Source organism: Streptomyces niphimycinicus, assembly GCF_018883605.1.
GTDB lineage: Bacteria > Actinomycetota > Actinomycetes > Streptomycetales > Streptomycetaceae > Streptomyces > Streptomyces niphimycinicus.
In genome coordinates this window covers 1-1,005 of sequence record NZ_JAHLEM010000455.1, presented here as the reverse complement: position 1 = coordinate 1,005, position 1,005 = coordinate 1, and the positions used below count along the sequence as shown (strand labels likewise).

Below are 1,005 nucleotides of genomic sequence, written 5' to 3'. Positions count from 1 at the left end.
GAATTCCAGTGTCCGAGACCCCGCACATCGTGAGCGATGTGATGACGCGGACGGTGGTCGCCGTCGGGCGTGACGCGTCGTTCAAGGAACTGGTGCAGACGCTGGGCCAGTGGCGCGTGAGCGCCATGCCGGTGCTGGAGGGTGAGGGGCGTGTCATCGGCGTCGTCTCCGAGGCTGATCTTCTGCCGAAGGAGGAGTTCCGGGACAGCGATCCGGACCGCTTCGAGCAGTTGCGCCGGCTCCCCGACCTCGCGAAGGCGGGGGCGGTGACGGCGGAGGAATTGATGAGCTCCCCGGCGGTGACCGTCCACCCGGACGCCACCTTGGCCGAGGCGGCTCGGATCATGGCCGTCAGAGGGGTCAAACGGCTTCCCGTGGTCGACGCCGAGAGCAAGTTGCAGGGAATCGTCAGCCGGGGCGATCTGCTGAAGGTCTTCCTCCGCTCGGACCTGGACATCGAGGAAGAGGTCCGTCGCACGGTGGTGTCCTACCTTCTCCCCGGCAGCAGCGTCCATGTCCAGGTGCGGGAGGGAGTCGTCACACTCAGCGGACACCTCCGCGATACCTCGCTGATCCCCGTGGCCGCTCGCCTTGCCCGGGCCGTGGAAGGTGTCGTGGACGTGGAATGCCACTTCCGGGGCGTCGGGCCGGACGAGGCGGAACGCACGGCCTGAGGGCGATTCCTCCGGGACACACGGCCGGTACTACGGCTCAATGTCCAGTACATCCTGGACCGGCCGCCGAGGGGTCCGCGTACCCGAAGGGCCGTATCCAAGCCGCAGCACCATCTGCACATAGGCCATGCCCGCCATCGGGTCGCGCAGCGGCCAGCGCAGGTCGTGCCATTCGAGGGCCTGGGTGACGAACGAGGCAGCCAGTCCCTCCAGCGTGGCCCGCAGCAGCACCCGCTCCACCGCCTGGCCGGTGCGCAGCCAGTCCACGGGGCGGTCGCGTGAGGTGCTCAGCAACGCCAGGTGAGGGGAGGTCTCGAAATCGGCGGTCGGG

The 1,005-nt window shown here is 68.6% G+C and carries 1 protein-coding gene and 1 pseudogene; one reads left to right on the top strand and one right to left on the bottom strand.

What is annotated here, in order from left to right; translation table 11 throughout:
- Positions 1 to 8 precede the first annotated feature (8 nt).
- Complete coding sequence (locus KN815_RS32425) at positions 9 to 674, top strand: CBS domain-containing protein (RefSeq protein WP_216345427.1); 666 nt, start codon at positions 9 to 11, stop codon at positions 672 to 674.
- A gap of 30 nt (positions 675 to 704) precedes the next feature.
- Here the strand turns inward: KN815_RS32425 and KN815_RS32420 are convergent.
- A pseudogene (locus KN815_RS32420) lies at positions 705 to 1,005 on the bottom strand (Acg family FMN-binding oxidoreductase); the annotation flags it as partial.